Source organism: Kribbella sp. NBC_00482 (assembly GCF_036013725.1).
Classification (GTDB): Bacteria; Actinomycetota; Actinomycetes; order Propionibacteriales; family Kribbellaceae; genus Kribbella.
The window spans coordinates 7,378,030-7,396,687 of the sequence record NZ_CP107881.1 but is presented as its reverse complement, the minus strand read 5'-3'; the positions used below and the strand labels follow the sequence as shown (position 1 = coordinate 7,396,687).

The window sequence follows — 18,658 nt, the reverse complement described above, 5'->3', positions numbered from 1 at the left end:
GTGGATCGCCCCCTCGGCATGGCGGACGTCGCCGCGCGCGCCGGGGTTTCGCACCAGACGGTGTCGAGGGTGGTCAACGCGCACCCGAACGTGGCGGCGGCGACCCGCAAGAAAGTGCTGGAGGCGATCGCCGAACTCGGCTACCGACCCAACAGCGCGGCCCGTGCCCTGGTGACCGGATCGTCGCGCACGATCGGCCTCGCGATCGCCAACGTGAGCCAGTACGGACCCGCACAGACCTTGCTCGGTCTGGAACATGCGGCCCGCGAGGCCGGCTACTTCCTGACGGTGTCGGTCCTCGACGACGACAGCGGCGGCAATCTGATCGAGGCTGTCGAGCGGCTGGCGACGCAGTCCGTCGACGCCATCGTTGCGTTGAGCACCTATGAGGGCGCTGTTCACGCACTACCCGTCGTGAATCCGAGAGTGCCGCTGATCACCGTCCAGGCGGAGCGTGGTGGTCAGGACCTAGCGGTCTGGGTCGACCAGGAGACAGGCGCCGCACTCGCTACCAGGCACCTGCTCGACCTCGGGCACCGCACTGTTCATCACGTGCGAGGGCCGGCCAACGCCCTGGAGGCGGATGCCCGGCAACGCAGCTGGCGGATCGAGCTCGAGTCGGTCGGCGCCGTTGTGCCGCCTGTGCTGCACGGCGACTGGTGGCCGCCGACCGGTTACCTGGCCGGTCGGGAGCTGCTCGCACGTCGTCGTGGGGGAGAGGAAGTCACAGCCGTCTTCGTCGCCAACGATCAGATGGCGCTCGGGCTGCTCAGCGCGTTCGACGAGGGTGGGATCCGCGTACCGGACGACATCAGCGTCGTCGGATTCGACGACGTTCCCGAGGCGCCGTACTACGCACCGCCCCTGACGACAGTTCGCCAGGACTTCGCCGAACTGGGCCGGCGCGTCGTCCAAGCGGTCCTCGCGCGAATCAGTGGTACGGCGTTCCAGCCCGAGCCGGTTCAACCACGTCTGATGGTCCGCAGCACGACCGCCCCGCCACGCCACCACGAGAAGGGGTGAGCCCGAACCGGCAGCGGCGATCCCTACTATTTCCCTATGGCGAGAGCGAGCGAGGATCTTGGACGAGCTCCGAGCATGACGGATGTGGCCGCAGCAGCCGGCGTCTCGCATCAGACCGTGTCCCGGGTGCTGAACGGATCGGAGCTGGTGCGCGACGAGACCCGCACCCGTGTGCTGGCGGCGATCGCCGAGCTGGGCTACCGGCGCAACAACGCGGCCCGGCTCCTCGTCACGAACAGGTCGCACCGCATCGGGATGATCTCGGCGCATCTGGTTCTCCACGGGCCGAGCATGATCGCTGTGTCGGTTCAGGACGCCGGGCACAAGGCGGGGTACGACGTCTCGCTCGTCGCGGTCGAGGCCTTCACGGCGCAGTCGCTCCGGGAGGCCGTCGATCGCCTCCTCGACGAGGCAGTCGAGGCGATCGTCGTTGCGGTCGCGCATCGCGAGGCACTCGAGCAGGTCAGGTCGCTCGAGATGCCCGTACCCCTGGTCGTCGTCCAAGGAGTGAGCGACGGGCAGCGGATGGCGGTGGGGATCGACCAGGAAGCGGGCGCCCGCCTGGCGGTCGAGCATTTGCTTGACCTCGGCCACCGCCATGTCGCCCATGTCACCGGGCCGCTGGAGTGGGTGGAAGCCGGCCAGCGACGTACGGGCTGGCGGAGCGCGCACGAGCATCGCCATGTTCTGCCGGGACCGGAGCTCGGCGGTGACTGGTCGCCGGAGAGCGGGTACGAGGCCGGTCTGCGGATCGCCGAGGATCCGGACGTGACGGCGGTCTTCGTGGCGAACGACGGGATGGCCATCGGGCTGATGTACGCCTTGCACGAGAAGGGCCGCGACGTCCCTGGTGAGATCAGTGTCGTCGGATTCGACGACGTGCCCGAGGCGCGGTACCTCTGGCCGGCGCTCACGACCGTCGACCAGGAGTTCTCCCTGCTCGGCCGGCGCGCTGTCGAGCTGACCCTGCGGGCGCTCGGCGGTGAGGCCGATCTGTCGGCCGAGTTGATCCGTCCCGCACTCGTCGTACGCGACTCCACGGCCGCACCGCGATCCTGACCAGTGAGCGCTGACGGCCACCGTCCAGATGGTCGCTACCGTTCTTGACAAGCTAGAATGTTAGCGTTCACAATCTCGGCACTGATGCTGTTCCTGCACATCATCAGAGAGGAACTGTGCATGAGCCCCGAAGAGCAGTACGTCGTCGGAGTCGACTTCGGCACCTTGTCCGGCCGAGCCGTCGTCGTTCGCGTGAGTGACGGGGCCGAGCTCGGTACGGGCGTCCACGAGTACGCGCACGCCGTGCTCGACGACCGGCTGCCGGCGACCGGTCTGCGGTTGGCGCCGGAGTGGGCCTTGCAGGTCCCCGACGACTACCGCGAGGTGCTCAGGACCGCCGTCCCCGCGGCGATCGCCGCCTCCGGGATCGACCCGGCGCAGGTGATCGGAATCGCTACCGACTTCACCGCCTGCACGATGGTCCCGTGCCTCGCCGACGGTACGCCGCTGAACGAGGCGGACGGCTTCGCGGACAGACCGCATGCGTACGTCAAGCTGTGGAAGCACCACGCCGCACAGCCGCAGGCCGATCGCATCAACGAGCTCGCTCGCGAGCGAGGTGAGGGCTGGCTTCCGCGGTACGGCGGCCTGATCTCGTCGGAGTGGGAGTTCGCCAAAGCGCTGCAGCTCTTCGAGGAAGACCGCCCGCTCTACGACCGGATGGAGCACTGGGTCGAGGCGGCCGACTGGATCGTGTGGCAGTTGTGCGGCAGCTACGTCCGCAATGCCTGCACCGCCGGTTACAAGGGCATCCTGCAGGACGGCCGGTACCCGTCTCCCGACTTCCTCGAAGGCCTCGCGCCCGGCTTCGGGCCCTTCGTCGCCGACAAGCTGGAACATCCGATCGGGCAGCTCGGCTCCGCGGCCGGCCGGTTGACTGCCGAGGCAGCTGCGTGGACCGGGCTCCCTGAAGGCATCGCGGTCGCCGTCGGGAACGTCGACGCGCACGTGACAGCGCCCGCAGCGCAGGCAGTGGACGCGGGACAGATGGTCGCCATCATGGGTACGTCGACCTGTCACGTGATGAGCGCGGACGCGCTGCGTGAGGTGCCCGGCATGTGCGGCGTTGTCGATGGCGGCATCATCGCGGGCAGCTGGGGCTACGAAGCCGGGCAGAGCGGTGTCGGCGACATCTTCGGGTGGTACGTCGACAACGCCGTGCCGCCGTCGTACCACGAAGCTGCTGCCGCCGCGGGGGAGTCGTTGCACGAGCACCTGACGAGGCTCGCGGCCGATCAAGCGGTGGCTGAGCACGGGCTCGTCGCGCTCGACTGGCACAGCGGTAACCGGTCGGTGCTCGTCGACCACGAGCTCTCGGGACTGGTCGTCGGACAGACGTTGGCGACTCGCCCGGAGGACGGCTACCGCGCGCTGCTCGAGGCGACCGCGTTCGGCACCCGCGTCATCGTCGAGACGTTCGCGAACAGCGGCGTACCGGTGCTGGAGTTGATCATCGCCGGCGGGCTCGCGAAGAACGCCCTCCTGATGCAGATCTACGCCGACGTCACCAGGCTTCCGCTGTCGATCATCGATTCCGAACAGGGGCCGGCGCTGGGTTCGGCCATCCACGCGGCGGTCGCTGCCGGTGCCTATCCCGACGTACCGACCGCGGCCAAGAGCATGGGCAAGGTCCGGCGCGGTGTCCACCTCCCGGACGAGGAACGGGCCAAGGCCTACGACGAGCTGTTCGAGCTGTACCTCGAGCTGCACGACCAGTTCGGGCGGCACACCAAGCTGATGCGGCAGTTGAAGGCGATCCGGCGCAGGGCTGTGGAGGCCAAGTGAGTGCGATCGCGGAAGTCGCCGACATCCTCACCCGGCTGCGGGCCGAGGTATGTCAGCTGCATGCGCATCTGCCGGCCTACGGGCTGGTGGTGTGGACGGCGGGCAACGTCTCCGCCCGGGTTCCCGGGCACGACCTCATGGTGATCAAACCGAGCGGGGTCGCCTATGACGAGCTGACCCCCGGCAACATGGTCGTCTGCGATCTCCACGGCAGGGTCGTCGACGGTGAGCACGCGCCGTCCTCGGACACCGAGGCCCAAGCCTACGTCTATCGGGAGATGCCGGACGTCGGCGGCGTGGTGCACACCCATTCGCCGTACGCCGTCGCCTGGGCTGCACGCGGCGAAGCGATCCCGTGCGTGACGACGATGTGTGCCGACGAGTTCGGCGGACCGATCCCCGTGGGGCCGTTCGCGATCATCGGGGACGACTCGATCGGCCGCGGCATCGTCGAGACGCTCCGCGGCTCGCGCTCGCCGGCCGCGCTGATGCAGAACCACGGCGTCTTCACCATCGGGCCGACCGCCAAGGCCGCGGTGAAGGCGGCTGTCATGTGCGAGGACGTCGCCCGCTCGGTGCACCTCGCGCGGCAGCTCGGCGACCCGATCCCGATCGATCAGGGGTACGTCGACCAGCTCTTCGACCGCTACCAGAACGTCTACGGCCAACGATGACGCAGCTCTGTGCTGGTCAGGCCCTGGAAGGACCGCATGACTGTGAACACCACTGAGACCGCTCGTGAGGTCTGGTTCCTGACCGGCAGCCAGGGCCTGTACGGCCCTGAAACCCTCGAGCAGGTCGCCGAACAGTCTCAGGCGGTGGCCAAGCGTCTCGCCGAGGCCGGCCTGCCGGTACAGATCGTGTGGAAGCCGGTGCTGCTCGACGCCGATGCGATCCGCCGGCAGATGCTCGACGCCAACAGCGCGCCGGAGTGCGTCGGCGTCATCGCGTGGATGCACACGTTCTCGCCGGCGAAGATGTGGATCGCCGGCCTCGACGCGCTCCGCAAGCCGCTGCTGCACCTGCACACGCAGGCCAACGTCGCGTTGCCTTGGTCAACGATCGACATGGACTTCATGAACCTCAACCAGGCCGCGCACGGCGACCGGGAGTTCGGCTACATCCAGTCCCGCCTGCAGGTGCCGCGCAAGACCGTCGCGGGGCATGTCGAATCTGCGTCTGTCCAGCAGCGGGTCGGGCACTGGGCCCGCGCCGCGCTCGGCGTCGCGGAACTCCGTTCGCTGAAGCTCGCGCGCTTCGGCGACAACATGCGCGACGTCGCCGTGACCGAAGGAGACAAGGTCGAGGCGCAGTTGCGGTTCGGCGTCTCGGTCAACACCTACAGCGTCAACGAGCTCGTCGCAGCGGTCGACGGCGTCCCCGGTGCCGAGGTCTCCGCCCTGGTGGAGGAGTACGTCGACACGTACGCCGTCGTACCCGAGCTGCTGCCCGACGGCGAGCGGCATGAGTCGCTGCGCTACGGGGCCCAGATCGAACTGGGACTTCGATCGTTCCTGACCGATGGTGGGTTCGGAGCGTTCACCTCCAACTTCGAGGATCTGGGCGGGCTTCGCCAACTGCCCGGTCTGGCCGTGCAGCGGCTGATGGCCGACGGCTACGGATTCGGCGGCGAAGGGGACTGGAAGACCTCTGTGCTGCTGCGTGCCAGCAAGGCGATGGCCGACGGGCTGCCGGGCGGCACCTCCTTCATGGAGGACTACACCTACCACCTGGTGCCGGGGGAGGAGAAGATCCTCGGCGCGCACATGCTCGAGGTGTGTCCGTCGCTGACGACGGCCCGCCCGTCGCTGGAGATTCATCCGCTCGGCATCGGCGGCCGCGAGGATCCCGTCCGGCTGCGCTTCCTTGCCGATCCGGGCGATGGTGTCGTGGTAGGCATCGCGGATCTCGGCGACCGCTTCCGGCTCACGGCGAACGTCGTACACCTCGTCGAGCCGGACGAGGCCCTCCCGAGGCTTCCGGTCGCTTGTGCGGTGTGGAAGCCCGAGCCGTCCTTGTCGACCTCGGCCGAGTCGTGGCTGGTTGCCGGGGCGCCGCATCACACGGTCCTGACGACGGCCCTCGACCGGGAGGTCTACGAGGACTTCGCCGACATGCTCTCCGTCGAGCTGGCCGTCATCGACGCCTCGACCACCGTGCGCGAGTTCCAGCGCGAGCTCCACTGGAACGACGTCTACCACCGTCTCAGCAGGGCCGGTGCCCGCTGACGTAGCGGTCCATGAAGCACGTGAGGAACGCACGCTGGGTCGACAGGGCTTGTCGGCCTGCGCGCCGATCGTCGAGGGTTCCCGTCGGGAAGCCCAGCTCGAGCTGGGCTCCGAGGGCGGGGTCCGCTCGCGCGGCTTGCGCGTTGAACACGACCCAATCCGTGTAGCCGTAGTGCTGTACGTCGAGTTGCCTGAGCGGGTGCGGTCCGCGCAGGTTCGACAGGAACTGGAGCAGCCGTGGATCATCGAGCGGGAACTCCCGGCTGAGCATCAGCCCGAACGGCTGGTCCAGGCCGCCGGTGAGCACGTCGCCGCGCAGGCTGCCGTCCAGGTCGACTCCGGCCACGACCTCCGAGTGGAAGAACATGACCTCTGCGGTGGTCGCTCCACCACGCGAGTGGCCGAACATGCCGATCGGCGTGTGCCGATTGGCTTGGGGCACGAGTCGTGGCACCTCGGCCAGGACGACCTCGGCGTCCACGAGTCGCTCGTTGGGCGGTCTGCTCTCGGGGTCGTCGCCTGGGATCAGCGTCCCGTCGGGTTCTTCGATCAACAGGCTCTCGTGCGGGTGCTCCATGGTGACCATGGCGTAGCCCTGGCTGGCCAGCTCGATCACCTGTCCGGTCTGGAACGCTGCGAGCGTGCCTGCACCGTGCTGGACAAGGATCACGCCTTTGACGCGAGGCAACGGTCGCGCACCGGTCGACGCATGGGTGTCGATGTTCAGGAGGCCTGTCGGTAGACCTGCTTCCAGCTGTGCTTGAACCCCTGGAGACATGTACGGCGCGCTGTTGCCGGTGGCCCGGCCACGAGCCGGGTACCAAACCCGGATGGGCAGCCTCCGCGGTCGGCCTGTCTGTACGTCGACGCGCGACGGATCGGACACCGACGCCGAGCGCACGCCTACGGCGTACGGGCCGGTCGGACTGGGCAGCGAGAGCACCGGCTCGGCGGGGCTGCCCGCTGGGGCTGCGTTCGCCTGGCCGAGGCCGGTGATCAGGCAGGTCAGCACTGCCGTGGCTGCCGTGATGATCCTTGTTCGGTTCCGTCGTCCGCCCCGCGTCGTCATGCGACGGCCGGCTGGCTCGGTCGAGGAGTCGTGTTCTTGGTGCCGTTGGATCGCGTTGCGATGGTCACGACGATGATGGCGATCCCGAGGAGCGTCAGTACGCCGCCGGCGACGAGTGCGACGATGGCGATGGGCCGGATGATGGGCAGTTCTGCGCCGGCGCTGATGTCGGCGTCGATGCCGGGCGATCCGTCGGCGTTCATGATCAGGACCGTCCAGTTGCCATCGGCAACCTCCCAGGTGAGCGTGCGTGGTCCGGTCCCGGTATCGGACGCGACCCAGAAGGACTGCTCGGCGGGATTCGAGGCAGGCGCGCCGCCGGGCCTTGACGTGTACGTGGCCTGGAAGGGGGAGGCATCGATGTCGGTGAGTTCGTCGTGGCCGACTCCGTTCAGATATCTGGCAACGTCATCGGCCCGGCCGATGCCGATGAACAGCGGGCTGCCGGCATTCGTGGACTCCATGCGGATCCGGACGCGGCCCAGCAGGTCTTCGGCGGAGAAGACATCAGGTCCGGTGACGTCGACGTCGAGCGAAGGAACCGACAGCGCAGAGGTCTCGGTGGTGAATCGCTCCGGACCGGCCGTGAAGTAGCCGTCGTTGTCTTGCTGCTGATGCACCCACAGTCCGGCCCCGCCGCCGATGAGCATGCTGCCGCCGAGCAGGATCAACAAGCTGCCGAAGATGACGAGCACTGTGCGCCAGCCACTCCACCGGCGTACGGTCATCGGTGCCTGCGGTACGTCGCGAGTCGTTGGTGTGGTGGTCATGAGACAGCTCCTGTGATCTCGTCCTGTGCCGGTGTCCTGATCAGCCAGATGCCGAGCCAGGCCATCGCCAGGCCGAGGCCGAGACCCCACGGCGGCAGGAGCGCGCTCCAACCGAGCAGGCCTCCGATCACGATGGCCACGCAGATGACGCGCGGGAACACACCGGCGCGCAGGCTGGCGATACCGAACAGCGCCCAGCCGATCGCGAACAACAGGTAGCTGGAGACGGCGCCGATGACGATCAGACCGGACGGCGTCAGGTCCAGGATCTGCGGCGCGACGTCGGCGAGATAGGTGACGTAGAACGTCTCGAACCACAGGTCACCACCGAGGAACATCGTCCCCACGACGGCCGCGATCAGCCCGACGACGCCGAGCCGGCCGGCCTTGTGCGCCTGCCGGCCGTACGCCGCGACCGCGGCGAGCACCAGCAGACAGAAGGCCAGGAAGTACACGATGCCGCTGATGCGGTACACGAGATTGGTCGAAGTCGCCTCATGGTTGTCGGCATCGACGATCGGCAGGATCACCAGCTCGACGACGATCATCAAGAGGCCGGCCGTCAGGGCCAGTGGGCCGGCCAGCCGGGACAGCGCCGACCGTGAGTAGTCCGGCGAGGTAGCGGTGGATCCTGAACTCTGGTGTGCGTCTAGCCCAGTCATAGTGGGCAACCTTTCGGTGTGCGGGGATCTGGCTGGATCGGCCTGCCCGGAACGAGCGGCTGTGCTACCAGCAAAGGCGTTCGCGCCGCACACTCCCATCGGGTTGGGCGCACCGCGGCCGGGGGCTGGCCGTACGCGTCGGGCGGAAGATCGTGCGGATAACCCACCCACGGGGGTTCGGGTACTCCCATATCGAACAGGGGTGGCGCAGACTGCAGAGATGAGGGTGTGGGGGCGATGGCTGACGGGCCGTGAACGACTCGCCGGCCTACTGATGGTGGGCGGGCTCGTCGCGTTCGTGGTGCTGGTGTACGTCGTGATCGTGCAGGGCGGCGGCGCACTGATCGGCCACACGTCCACGCCCCATGTGGGACTCTCGGTGCTGGCCACCGCGGTCGTGGCGCTGGCGTTCGGTCGAGTGCAGTCACGCCTCGAGGTCGTCACGTCGCGTCTGGTGCACGGCGGACGGCAGTCGCCGTACGAGATCTTGAGGCGGTTCTCGCCGGAGGTGACCGGCAGCCGCGCCGCCGACGACCTGCCGGCTCGGATGGCGGAGATCCTGGCCGATGGCACGGCGGCCAGGTCGGCGCAGGTGTGGCTGATGGTCGACGGCCGGTTGAGGCTGGCCGCAACCTGGCCGCCCGGTGACGGTCTGCCGCCCGTAGCCGGCGACGGGCCTGGTCGACGGGAGCTTCCGGTGCGTCAGGCGGGGGAGTTGCTCGGCGTCCTGGCCGTTCAGGAACACGAGAACGTACCGCTGACTCCGGTCGAGGAACGCCTGTTCGCAGGCCTGGCGAACCAGGCCGGGCTCGTCCTGCGGGGCACACGGCTGCGCGCCGAACTCGTCCATCGGATCGCGGAGCTGTCAACGCTGGCGGCCGAGCTGCGGCTGTCCCGGGAGCGACTCGTCGACGCACAGGACGCCGAGCGGAGACGCCTGGAGCGCGACATCCATGACGGCGCGCAACAGCATCTGGTCGCGCTCGCCGTGAACCTGAGCCTCGCCCGCACCTTGACCGGCCGGGCACCCGAACGGGCCGATCGGCTCGTCGTGGAGCAGTCCAAGGCGGCGACCGCGACCATCGACGTGATCACCAGCCTCTCGCGAGGCATCTACCCGAGCCTGCTGGCCGACGAAGGGCTCGAAGCCGCCCTGCGTACGGCGATCTCCCAGAGCCCGCTCCCAGTCGAACTCGCTGTTGCCGGCCTCGGCCGTTACCCGGCCGGCGTCGAAGCAGCGGCGTACTTCTGCGCGCTGGAGGCATTGCAGAACTCGGCCAAGCACTCATCGGCGACTGCTGTTCACCTCGGTCTCCGGGGCGGCCCCGGTCTCTTGGAGTTGACCGTCCAGGACCATGGGGCCGGGTTCGATCTCGGCGCGGTTCCCGCGGGTGCGGGCCTGGCCAACATGCGTGATCGGGTCGAGTCGGCCGGCGGCACGCTGACGATCGACACGACACCGTCGCGCGGCACCCTGATCGCGGCGCGGCTGCCGGGTGTACGTCGGCCGAGGGACTGAGATGTACGCGCGGGTGGCGTGGGTACTGACGGCGCTCACGGCACTCATCGCAGCGGCGGACGTCTGGGTGACCTCGACGTACCGGCCACTGCTGTCCGAAGAGGCCGTGGCCTTACACGGCTTCCCGTTCGTCACCGGCGCCGTCGTCGGGTGCGCGGCGATGGGCGCACTGATCGTGGCGCGATGGGCCAGGCATCCGATCGGCTGGATGCTGTGTCTGATCGGCTTCACCGCCTCGATCTCCTTGCTGGCCGAGGCCTATGGCATCTGGGTGCTCACCGCTGACGGGCCTGGCCCGCGGAGCCTTGGCGGGACATCGAGCTGGATCGCTGCCCTGCTGGGTGGACAGCTCTCGCTCGCCGCGTTGGCCATCGTGTTCCTGGTGGCGCCGGACGGCCACTTCCAGTCCCGCCGATGGCGCGCCGTGGCGGTCGTGACCTTGCTGGGCTACGGCGCATACGCAGGGAGTCTGCTGACCCTGCCGCCGACCGAGTTCCAGATCGACCGGGAGAACTTCGGGCCGATCGGCAGTCTGCTGTCCTCCGCCGGTCTGCCGCTCCTCGCGGTCGGATTGCTCGCTGCGATGGTGGCCATGGTCCGCCGATTGCGTCGTAGCCGGGGCGAGCAACGGCGGCAGCTGCGGCTGATCGCGGTCTCGGCGGTCCTCGTCGCCCTGAGCTTCGTCTACCTGGTCGTCGCGCAGTCGCTGAACGGCAATCGGCAGACCTGGATCTCGAGCCTCCCGCTGTTCGTCTCCTTCCTCTGCCTGCCGTTCCTGTTCGCGGTCGCGGTGCTGCGCTACCGGCTGTTCGATCTGGACCTGATCATCAACCGGGCCGTCGTCGTTGCCTTAGGCACCATATTCGCCGGGGTCGGCTATGCCGGCCTGGTGCTCGCCGTCGCGGGCCTGGTGAACACGCGGACCGACGGATTCTGGGTGTCGCTGCTGGCCACCGCGCTGGTCGCCGTCGCGTTCCAGCCGCTCCGCCGATGGGTCGTCCGGCTGGCCAACCGGCTCGCCTACGGGGCCCGGGCGCTGCCGTACGAGGCGTTGTCCGACTTCAGCCGGCGCCTCGCGGAGACGCCGACGGCGGCATCGCTCTTGCCCGCCGTCGCAGAAGCAGCCGGGCGCGCGGTGTCCGCGCAGTCCTCGACCGCGGTCCTGCAGGTGCCCGGCTCGGCAGGGATTTCCAGGACCTGGCCCGGTCGGCCCGACGGCCCGTCGGAGTGCGAGGTGCCGGTCCGGCACGGCGGCGAAACCCTCGGTAGCATCGGCGTGACCATGCCGAAGGGGCGCCGGCTCCGGACGGCGGACGAACAGCTGCTCCACGATCTGGCCGATCAGACCGCACTGGCCTTTCGCAACGCTGCCATGGAGTCGGAGCTGGCAGCGCACGTGGTCGCTCTGGATCGCACGAACGGCGCACTCGCCGAGTCACGGCGACGACTGCTCGCCGCCGACGACGCCACTCGCCGTCAGCTGGAGTCCGCGATCTCCCGTGAGGTGCTGTCCCATCTCGAGCCGATGCCGGAGCGTCTGCGGACCCTCCGCGTCGCCGGATCGGGCATCGCCGCGTCGGCCGAGCTCCAGCGGCTCGTGTCCGAGACGAACGCCGCGCTGGAGTCGTTGCGGGAACTGACGCACGGCGTATTTCCCACTCAGCTGGCGCGGTCCGGACTGTCCCGGGCTCTCCGTTCGCACCTGGCCAGGAACGGTCTGGCCGCCGGCCTGCAGATCGAGCCGTCGGCCGATCGGCGGTTCCCCGCCCGCGTCGAGGCGGCGGTCTACTTCTGCTGTGTCGAGGTCCTGCGCGCCGGGTCCACCGCAGCCAGGATCGACCTGGAGCTGGCGAGGCAGGACCTGGTCCTCCAAGTGCACGGAGTCGCTCGGGGCGACATCGACGTACAGTCGATCATCGACCGGGTAGAGGCGGTCGGCGGAACACCGTCGCTGGATGATCCGTTGGTGTTGTCCGTCAGCATTCCGGTCGCCATCGAAACACCTACTCCGGTCTAGCGAGCGAGCGCGGCCGCCCAGCTGGAAGCGAGCTGGTCCGGGCCGAAGGTGGCCTTCGCGAGGTAGGTGGCCGCCCCGCAACCGGTGAGGTCGAACTCGTCCGCGTCGGAGGTCGAGAGCAGTACGACGACTGGAGCGTCGACGGCCCGGGTGATCCGCCGGCTGGCCTCGATGCCGTCGATGCCCGGCAGGTTGACGTCCATCAGCACCAGATCAGGACGCAGCCGCACGACCGCGGGCAGCGATTCCTCGCCCGACGATGTCGCCGCCACCACGACGAAGCCGTCGGTCTCCGACACGACGGCAGTGATTGCCCGGCGAAACGGCTCCTGGTCGTCGACGATCAGAACACGTACAGCGGCCACCTCCTATCCACCTCCTGGTCTCAGGTTGACGCAGAAGGTCGTCGCGGCGGGATGGGGCTGGCCGCTCGGCTTGGGGCGGTTGTCCCCCCTGCTGATCGCCGTACGGCGGCAGCTCAGCGACCGGCCGTCCCGCCAGTGGCCTCGAGAAAGGCCAGCACGGCCATCACCCGGCGGTTCACGTCGGACTCGTCCGCCAGGCCGAGCTTCTGGAAGAGCGAGCTGATGTGTTTCTCCACTGCACGCTCACTCATGAACAAGGCCTTCGAGGTGGCCGCGTTGCTGCGGCCCGCCGCCATCTCCTGGAGCACCTCGCGCTCGCGCCCGGTCAACCGGAGCAGCGGTGACTGTGCGTCCTGGGCCTTCCGTGCGAGCAGTCCCTCGACGACTCTGGGGTCGAGCACCGAGCCGCCGCGCGCCACGTCGTACAGCGCCCGGACGAGTTCGTCGAGCTGGGAGACTCGCTCCTTCAACAGGTACCCGAGTCCCGCGACGCCGTCCGACAACAGATCGAACGCGTACTCCTCCTCGACGTACTGGGACAGGACGACAACTCCGATGGACGGGTGCTCGGACCGGATCTGTTTGGCCGCGTCGATCCCCTCGGTCGTGAACGTAGGCGGCATCCGGATGTCGGTGAGTACGGCGTCAGGCCGATGCTCGGCAACCGCCTTGAGCAGACTGACCGGGTCCACAACCGTCTCGACCAGGTCGATCTCCCCGGCTTCGGCGAGAAGCGCAGAGATCCCCTCCCGCACAAGGAAATTGTCATCCGCAAAGACGACCCGCAACACCATCCCACCACTCTAGGCCCGGGACCGGCCCTGGGTGATGAGTTGTCGCGCTTGCACCCGTCATACCTACGACAGGACGCGTCGCGCGAGAGACGATCGGCTGGCCTACCTGGTCGCGGTCCAGCACCTCGCGCCGCGCCCACGGGCCGTGCTGATCCTGCGGGACGTGCTCGGCTGGCCGGCGAAGGACGTCGCGGAACTCCTCGGCGACTCCGTCAACTCCGTCAACAGCGCCCTGCAGCGGGCCCGTGCCGGCCTGCGCGAGCACCTGCCCACCGAGCGACAGGACTGGACCGGCGGCGACGAGGACATCAGGACGCGCGAGCTCGTACGCCGCTACACCGACGCCAGCGTGGCCACGGACATCCCGACGCTCACTTCCATGCTGCGAGACGACGTACGGTCCTCGATGCCGCCGACGCCGGGCCTGTACGTCGGCCGCGACGCGGTGGTGAACGACTGGGTCGAGAGCGGCTTCGAGAACATGTCGCACCTGCGCACCGCCCGCACCTCCGTGAACCGGCAGCCCGCCGTCGCCTTCTACGACTGGCAGGAGCGGGAGGGCGCGTACCTGCCGTTGACGATCGACGTCCTGCGCGTCACCGGCGGGGCGATCACCGAGATCGTCACGTTCCACGCCCACCAGTTCCCACGACTCGGGCTGCCCGACCGCCTGCCGGCCGACAGCACCGAGTAGCGTGACCAGCCGCGTCGTCCGACTCCGCCCGCAACGAGACAACTCCTATGGCCAGCGAAGTTGGTGGGCTTTGGACTGGCGGTAGGGGTCGTGGCCGGAGAGGGACTTGGGTACGCCGGTTTCCCACCAGGCGCCGGCCTCGGTCCAGGTGGTTGGGTGGGTGCGGCAGACGACGACGGCGGGGCGCCGGGTGTGTGCTGCAGCGGATCGCGCGCGTTGGTAGGCGGCCAGGAGGTCGTTGATGCCGGCTCCTTCGGGGACGTCCTCGACGGTGCAGCCGAGGGCCCGGGCGTGGCTCGCGAAGTCGGCGCGGACAGTGGTGTCGGGTCCGCGGGCGTCGGTGAGCATGTTGTTGAATCCCTGGGCGCCTTGGTTGGTCTGCAGCCGGTGGATCACTGCGTAGCCGCCGTTGTCGCACAGTACGGCGACGTACGGATGGCCTGAGAACGCGGCGGAGTACAGCTCGGAGTTGAGCATCAGGTAGGAACCGTCGCCGAACAGCGCGGTGACGACACCGCCGGGGTGAGTCTGCGAGCGGGCCATCGCGGCTCCCCAGGGTGCGACTACTTCATAGCCCATGCAGGAGAAGCCGTACTCGAGATCCATGGTGGCGCCGGAGGTGGCGCCGGGCGCTACCTTGCCCGTACGCCAGCCGCCGTGAAGCTCTCCGGGCATACCTCCTGAAGCGGTGAGGACGTAGTCGTCGGGCCCGCTGACGTCGTTGACCATGCCAACGACCTGTGCGTAGGTCAGCGCACCATCGGGACCGCCATCGGTCCGGAGCCGGTCGACGTGCGCGTCCCAGGCCGTCTTCTCCTCGACCGTCCTAGCGGCCCAGGCGGATGGCGCGATCCAGTCGGACACAGCTGCGGACAGCTCGACGAGGGTTTCGCGGGCGTCGCCGACGATCGCTTCGGTTGCGTGCTTGACGGCGTCGTACGACGCGGTGTTGACGGTGATGATGCGTACGTCGGGGCGGAAGCCGGTCCAGGACGAGGTGGTGAAGTCCTGGAGGCGGGTGCCTACGGCGAGTACGACGTCGGCGTCTCCAGCCAGGTTGTTGGCGCCGGTCGAACCGATGACGCCGAGCGCGCCGCCGTACAACGCGTGGTCGTGCGGCACCAAGGTGCGGCCTGCCGCGGTCTCCACGACGGGCACGCCATGGGTTTCGGCGAAGGCAGTCGCCTCGCGGGCAGCGCCGGAGTACCGCACGCCTCCGCCGAGGACGAGCAGCGGCCTTTGTGCGCTCTTCAGTACGGCGGCCGCCGACGCGAGCGCCTCGCGGTCAGGCCGAAGCCTGGCGACCCGGTGCAGACGGGTCTCGAACATGCGCGTGGGGAAGTCGTACTCCTCGGCCTGCACGTCTTGCGGCAGCGCCAGTACGACAGGCCCCGCGTCGGCGGGATCGGTCAGGACTCGCGCGACCTGCGGAAGCGTAGACAACAGTTGCTCAGGGCACGTGATCCGGTCGAAGTAGCGCGACACCGGGCGGAATGCGTCGTTGACCGAGATGGTCGGATCGCCGAAGTGCTCGACCTGCTGCAGTACAGGGTCGGCTGCGCGTCGGGTGAACGTGTCGCCTGGAAGGAGTAAGACCGGCAGACGATTCGCGTGGGCCACTCCCGCAGCGGTCACCATGTTCAGTGCACCAGGGCCGACGGAGGACGTTGCCGCCATCACTTGGCGTCGGTCGGTGGCGCGTGCGTAGGCCACCGCGGCAAGTGCCATGCCTTGTTCGTTCTGCCCTCGCCAGGTCGGCAACGCGTCGCGTACGTCGTACAGCGCGGTGCCGAGCCCGAGGACGTTGCCGTGTCCGAAGATGCCGAAAACCCCGGCGAACAACGGCACCTCGGTCCCGTCGAGGAGCTCGGATCGCTGTGCGATCATCCAGCGCACGAGTGCTTGGGCAGTGGTGAGACGAACCGTCTCTTTCATGCTGCGGTTCCTGCCGCACTGAGGACCTTCGCGGCCGCATCGACGGCGGCCCGAACGTCGCCGTCCGGCGGGTACAGCAAGGCTCGGCCGACAACCAGGCCGCGGACCACGGGTTGGGTCAGTGCAGCGCCCCAGGACTCGAGATCCTTGACCGGGTCTGGGCTCGGGATTCCGCCGAGTACGACGCAGGGCAGGGTGGTCGCACCGAACACGGTCGCTGGGTCGTCGCAGGACGGCATCTTCAACCAGGTGTGGGCGCTGGTCGTGCCGAGTGCGCTGCCGACCGCCATCGCCCGAGCCAGCGCGGGTGCGTCCTTGCGCAGCCGCAGGGTGCCGTCGTCGTCGCGGTGGTAGGGGAGTGGCTCGACCATGGCCACCAGCCCGCGGGCCGCGAGTTCGGACACTGCCTGGGCACACCCCTCGATGGTGCCGGCCGTGGACGGATCCCGATCGTCGATCCGCAGGAGCATCTTCCCGCCTTGCAGCCCACAGTCCGCGATGCCGGCCGCGTCGTAGCCGGTGAACCGGTCGTCCATGGTCCAGGTGGCGCCGTCGAGGCCGCCGCGGTTCATGGAGCCGATCACGACCTTGCCCTCGAGCGCTCCCAGCAGCAGGAGTTCCTCGACGACGTCGGGACTGCCGAGGACGCCGTCGACGTCGGGGTGTTCGAGCGCGGCGATGAGCCGGGCCAGCAGCGAGCGCCGGTCGGCCATTGCCATGTGGTTCCCGCCGGAGGCAAGCGCTCCGCGGGCTGGATGGTCGGCGGCGACGAGGAACAGCGTTCCGCGCGCGCTGAGCAGGTGTTGCGGTTGGGTGCGGGCGGCGTACGCGCGTTTGACGGCCAACGGGTCGGTCGCGCGGGTGTGGAGCAACTCGTGCCACCGGTCACCGCTGAGGAGGGGCGGGGTCATGCGGTTGCTCCTTCGGAGGCGAGCAGTGCGTCGAGCTCTGTCACGGTAGGCATGGCATCTGCGCAGGCGAGTCGGGCGGCGACGATAGCGCCGGCCGCGTTGGCGTATTCGGCGGTCCGGCGGGCGGGCCAGCCCGCCAGCAGGCCGTGGACGAGAGCGCCGCCGAATGCGTCGCCGGCACCCAGCCCGCAGACAACGTCGACGCGATGCGGTGCTACGACTGTCCTTTCGTCGTTGGTGGCGACGAGTACGCCGCGGCCCCCCATCTTGACCATCGCGAGCTCGACGCCACGCTCGAGCAGCCGATCGGCGGCTGCCTCCGGATCGGCGGTGCCGGTGGCGACCTCGACCTCCGCACGGTTGCCGACGACAACGTTCACGAGATCGAGCATCGCGTCGTACTCGGTCCTGGCCTGCTCCGGCGACGGCCAGAACATGGGACGCCAGTCGAGATCGAGCACAGTCCACTGCCGCCGGCCGCGGTGCTTGAGCATGGCCAGCTGAGTACTGCGCGCGGGTTCGACACTGACACCTGTGCCCGTCACCCAGAACACGGGCACTTCCCGGACGAGATCCCACGGGACGTCGTCGGCGGTCAGCGTGAGATCGGGCGCAACGGGCCGTCGGTAGAACAGCAGCGGCGGGTCCTCGGGCGGATTCAACTCGCAGAACACGATCGGTGTCAGCAGGTCCTGCGAGGTTCCGACGTACGACGGGTCGACGCCGAACCCGGTGAGCGCCTCACGAACGTAGTCGCCGAACCCGTCCGCACCCACCTTCGTCAATACGGCGGTACGGCGTCCCAGCCGGGCGGCGCCGACCGCGACATTGGTCGCCGTACCGCCCAGATACCGGGCGAACGACGTCACATCCTTGAGCGGACCCGGCTGCTGCGGATACAGATCAACGCCGACCCGCCCGACCGTCAGCAGTTCGAGATCGGTCATCACTGTTGTCACCAGGCCCCGACGTACTTGTCGACGGTCTGCCGCATGTGCGTGGCCGAGTCGCGGGCGCGGTCCTCCCAGGCGAAGACGCACGAGGTCATGACGGTGTCGTCACGCTCGCCGAACCCGAGCTCGTCGAGGGTGGCGAAGAAGGTGTCCCAGTCGACCTCGCCTTGGCCGATGTCGAGGTGCTGGTGCACGCGGGCTGTGGATCCCGGTGGATTGACGATGTACCGCAGACCGGACGACGCGCGGTGGTCGAACGAGTCCGCCAGATGCACCTGAGTCAGCAGCGGTCCGGCGTATCGCATGATCTCGACCATGTTCCCGCCCATGTGGAAGGTGTGCGGGGCGCAGTACAGGAAGGAGACGAGGGGTGAGTTGATGCCACGGATCATGTCGATCGCCACGAGGCCGTCCTCGACGAAGTCGTCCGGGTGCGGCTCCAAGCGCAGCTCGACGCCCTCGCGCTCGAAGACCGGCAGCAGTTCCTCCATCGACTTCCAGAACATCGCCTCGCTCCGGCTTGCTTGCTCCGGCCGGCCGTTGAACTCCGAGTTCATCACCCGGCAGCCAAGATCCACGGTCAGCTGGATCGCGCGTTTCCAGTACCGGACCGCGGCTTGCCGTTCTTCCTCGTCGGGGCCTGACCAGCGGTACAACGGCAGGTGGGAGGCGATCTGTACGCCGGCTGCGTCGAGAGCGTTCTTGAATCCCTTCACGGTGTCGTTGCCCGCTCGTGCGTGCAGGAAGAAGGGGGTGAAGTCCTCGCGGGGCGAGAGTTCGATGTAGTCGTAGCCCAGGTCGGCGACCAGTCCCGGTAGCTCGAGCAGAGGCGTCGTACGGAACATGTACGGGTCAAGTGCAATCTTCATCGCTT

General features: G+C 68.6%; 17 protein-coding genes. 8 read left to right on the top strand and 9 right to left on the bottom strand.

Features of this window, described 5'->3' with window-relative positions:
• The 5 genes from OHB24_RS35845 (at window position 1) to araA (ending at window position 6,095) form a co-directional block, all read left to right on the top strand.
• Complete coding sequence (locus OHB24_RS35845) at window positions 1-1,023, top strand: LacI family DNA-binding transcriptional regulator (RefSeq protein WP_327635347.1); 1,023 nt, start codon at window positions 1-3, stop codon at window positions 1,021-1,023.
• A gap of 75 nt (window positions 1,024-1,098) precedes the next feature.
• Window positions 1,099-2,082 (top strand): LacI family DNA-binding transcriptional regulator, encoded by a 984-nt coding sequence (locus OHB24_RS35840; protein ID WP_327635346.1) that lies wholly within the window; start codon window positions 1,099-1,101, stop codon window positions 2,080-2,082.
• A gap of 120 nt (window positions 2,083-2,202) precedes the next feature.
• The gene (gene araB / locus OHB24_RS35835; protein WP_327635345.1) at window positions 2,203-3,867 is read left to right on the top strand and encodes a ribulokinase; all 1,665 of its coding nucleotides are present in this window, start codon (window positions 2,203-2,205) and stop codon (window positions 3,865-3,867) included.
• 23 nt (window positions 3,868-3,890) lie between these two features.
• On the top strand, window positions 3,891-4,541 hold the full coding sequence (locus OHB24_RS35830) for an L-ribulose-5-phosphate 4-epimerase (RefSeq protein WP_327641142.1): 651 nt from the start codon (window positions 3,891-3,893) through the stop codon (window positions 4,539-4,541).
• A gap of 42 nt (window positions 4,542-4,583) precedes the next feature.
• Entirely contained in the window at window positions 4,584-6,095 is a 1,512-nt protein-coding gene (gene araA, locus OHB24_RS35825; RefSeq protein WP_442913933.1) for an L-arabinose isomerase, read from the top strand.
• Here araA and OHB24_RS35820 read toward each other — a convergent pair.
• Genes OHB24_RS35820 through OHB24_RS35810 form a run of 3 tightly spaced genes read right to left on the bottom strand, consistent with a single transcriptional unit; the run spans window position 6,073 to window position 8,596 of the window.
• On the bottom strand, window positions 6,073-7,164 hold the full coding sequence (locus OHB24_RS35820) for a hypothetical protein (RefSeq protein WP_327635343.1): 1,092 nt from the start codon (window positions 7,162-7,164) through the stop codon (window positions 6,073-6,075). The genes araA and OHB24_RS35820 overlap by 23 nt on opposite strands.
• Window positions 7,161-7,934: a hypothetical protein gene (locus tag OHB24_RS35815; RefSeq protein ID WP_327635342.1), complete on the bottom strand. Its 774-nt coding sequence runs from the start codon at window positions 7,932-7,934 to the stop codon at window positions 7,161-7,163. The genes OHB24_RS35820 and OHB24_RS35815 overlap by 4 nt, the downstream gene beginning before the upstream one ends.
• Entirely contained in the window at window positions 7,931-8,596 is a 666-nt protein-coding gene (locus OHB24_RS35810) for a hypothetical protein (RefSeq protein ID WP_327635341.1), read from the bottom strand. Before OHB24_RS35810 ends, OHB24_RS35815 begins: the two co-directional genes overlap by 4 nt.
• Before the next feature lie 220 nt (window positions 8,597-8,816).
• Here OHB24_RS35810 and OHB24_RS35805 point away from each other — a divergent pair, with 220 nt between their 5' ends.
• Window positions 8,817-10,115: a GAF domain-containing sensor histidine kinase gene (locus tag OHB24_RS35805; protein ID WP_327635340.1), complete on the top strand. Its 1,299-nt coding sequence runs from the start codon at window positions 8,817-8,819 to the stop codon at window positions 10,113-10,115.
• 1 nt (window position 10,116) lies between these two features.
• The gene (locus OHB24_RS35800; protein WP_327635339.1) at window positions 10,117-12,132 is read left to right on the top strand and encodes a hypothetical protein; all 2,016 of its coding nucleotides are present in this window, start codon (window positions 10,117-10,119) and stop codon (window positions 12,130-12,132) included.
• On the opposite strand, the gene OHB24_RS35795 is transcribed toward OHB24_RS35800, so the two are convergent.
• Entirely contained in the window at window positions 12,129-12,497 is a 369-nt protein-coding gene (locus OHB24_RS35795) for a response regulator (RefSeq protein ID WP_327635338.1), read from the bottom strand. The two genes, OHB24_RS35800 and OHB24_RS35795, sit on opposite strands and share 4 nt — an antisense overlap.
• Window positions 12,498-12,610: 113 nt before the next feature.
• Window positions 12,611-13,291, bottom strand: coding sequence for a response regulator transcription factor (locus OHB24_RS35790; protein WP_327635337.1), 681 nt, complete (start codon window positions 13,289-13,291; stop codon window positions 12,611-12,613).
• A gap of 34 nt (window positions 13,292-13,325) precedes the next feature.
• Between OHB24_RS35790 and OHB24_RS35785 the strand changes: the two genes are divergently transcribed.
• Window positions 13,326-13,985, top strand: a complete 660-nt coding sequence (locus OHB24_RS35785; RefSeq protein ID WP_327635336.1) for a sigma factor-like helix-turn-helix DNA-binding protein — start codon at window positions 13,326-13,328, stop codon at window positions 13,983-13,985.
• A gap of 45 nt (window positions 13,986-14,030) precedes the next feature.
• On the opposite strand, the gene iolD is transcribed toward OHB24_RS35785, so the two are convergent.
• Genes iolD through OHB24_RS35765 form a run of 4 tightly spaced genes read right to left on the bottom strand, consistent with a single transcriptional unit; the run spans window position 14,031 to window position 18,653 of the window.
• The gene (iolD, locus tag OHB24_RS35780; protein WP_327635335.1) at window positions 14,031-15,920 is read right to left on the bottom strand and encodes a 3D-(3,5/4)-trihydroxycyclohexane-1,2-dione acylhydrolase (decyclizing); all 1,890 of its coding nucleotides are present in this window, start codon (window positions 15,918-15,920) and stop codon (window positions 14,031-14,033) included.
• A complete protein-coding gene (locus OHB24_RS35775) occupies window positions 15,917-16,831 on the bottom strand; it encodes a Cgl0159 family (beta/alpha)8-fold protein (RefSeq protein WP_327635334.1) in 915 nt (304 codons plus the stop codon). The genes iolD and OHB24_RS35775 overlap by 4 nt, the downstream gene beginning before the upstream one ends.
• Window positions 16,828-17,793 (bottom strand): 5-dehydro-2-deoxygluconokinase, encoded by a 966-nt coding sequence (gene iolC, locus OHB24_RS35770; protein WP_327641141.1) that lies wholly within the window; start codon window positions 17,791-17,793, stop codon window positions 16,828-16,830. The genes OHB24_RS35775 and iolC overlap by 4 nt, the downstream gene beginning before the upstream one ends.
• Window positions 17,787-18,653, bottom strand: coding sequence for a sugar phosphate isomerase/epimerase family protein (locus OHB24_RS35765; protein WP_327635333.1), 867 nt, complete (start codon window positions 18,651-18,653; stop codon window positions 17,787-17,789). The genes iolC and OHB24_RS35765 overlap by 7 nt, the downstream gene beginning before the upstream one ends.
• Between the last annotated feature and the right edge of the window lie 5 nt (window positions 18,654-18,658).

Excerpts from the sequence above, each read along its gene's own strand:
- OHB24_RS35815 (WP_327635342.1), bottom strand. The coding sequence starts at position 7,934 with ATGACCACCACACCAACGACTCGCGACGTACCGCAGGCACCGATGACC.
- araB (WP_327635345.1), top strand. The coding sequence starts at position 2,203 with ATGAGCCCCGAAGAGCAGTACGTCGTCGGAGTCGACTTCGGCACCTTG.
- OHB24_RS35785 (WP_327635336.1), top strand. The coding sequence starts at position 13,326 with ATGAGTTGTCGCGCTTGCACCCGTCATACCTACGACAGGACGCGTCGC.
- iolD (WP_327635335.1), bottom strand. The coding sequence starts at position 15,920 with ATGAAAGAGACGGTTCGTCTCACCACTGCCCAAGCACTCGTGCGCTGG.
- OHB24_RS35775 (WP_327635334.1), bottom strand. The coding sequence starts at position 16,831 with ATGACCCCGCCCCTCCTCAGCGGTGACCGGTGGCACGAGTTGCTCCAC.
- OHB24_RS35790 (WP_327635337.1), bottom strand. The coding sequence starts at position 13,291 with ATGGTGTTGCGGGTCGTCTTTGCGGATGACAATTTCCTTGTGCGGGAG.
- OHB24_RS35800 (WP_327635339.1), top strand. The coding sequence starts at position 10,117 with ATGTACGCGCGGGTGGCGTGGGTACTGACGGCGCTCACGGCACTCATC.
- OHB24_RS35805 (WP_327635340.1), top strand. The coding sequence starts at position 8,817 with ATGAGGGTGTGGGGGCGATGGCTGACGGGCCGTGAACGACTCGCCGGC.
- OHB24_RS35840 (WP_327635346.1), top strand. The coding sequence starts at position 1,099 with ATGACGGATGTGGCCGCAGCAGCCGGCGTCTCGCATCAGACCGTGTCC.
- OHB24_RS35810 (WP_327635341.1), bottom strand. The coding sequence starts at position 8,596 with ATGACTGGGCTAGACGCACACCAGAGTTCAGGATCCACCGCTACCTCG.
- OHB24_RS35820 (WP_327635343.1), bottom strand. The coding sequence starts at position 7,164 with ATGACGACGCGGGGCGGACGACGGAACCGAACAAGGATCATCACGGCA.
- OHB24_RS35765 (WP_327635333.1), bottom strand. The coding sequence starts at position 18,653 with ATGAAGATTGCACTTGACCCGTACATGTTCCGTACGACGCCTCTGCTC.